The 373-nt window shown below is 45.8% G+C and carries 1 protein-coding gene; it reads left to right on the top strand.

Going from position 1 to position 373, the window contains the following annotated elements:
* Positions 1-373 (top strand): hypothetical protein (locus tag SLS51_RS23425; protein WP_323840866.1); only part of this gene is annotated, 373 nt, incomplete at both ends.

Raw genomic sequence — 373 nt, 5'->3', positions numbered from 1 at the left:
GAAAGCAGGCATGGAGATGGGCGGGGATGGCATCAGATCGTTTGCCGAAAGTCATGGTCTGCAAGAGAAAGCCCCGGATGAAAACCGTGGATCAGAATCGCCAGTCAGCATCGATGGAATGGGTGCTCAGGCCGATGATAAAGCAAAACCTGTATTTGGTTTTAACGCTCTGAATCTGCCTAATCTGTTTGCAACGATGTTCAGTAAAGATAAGCAGACAGAAATGAAGTCCTTAGTTACGCATCTGAAAGAGAATCTCACGGCGGATCTGCTCAATATGAAGCAGAAAACATTTGATTTCCTGCGTAACAGCGGTCATTTGCATGATGATGGCGATATCCATATCTCGTTGGGGAACTATAACTTCAACTGG

This window comes from Photorhabdus africana (genome assembly GCF_035181445.1).
Lineage (GTDB): Bacteria > Pseudomonadota > Gammaproteobacteria > Enterobacterales > Enterobacteriaceae > Photorhabdus > Photorhabdus laumondii.
Note: the sequence above shows the minus strand (reverse complement) of the source record. Positions and strands in the feature narration are given on the sequence as shown.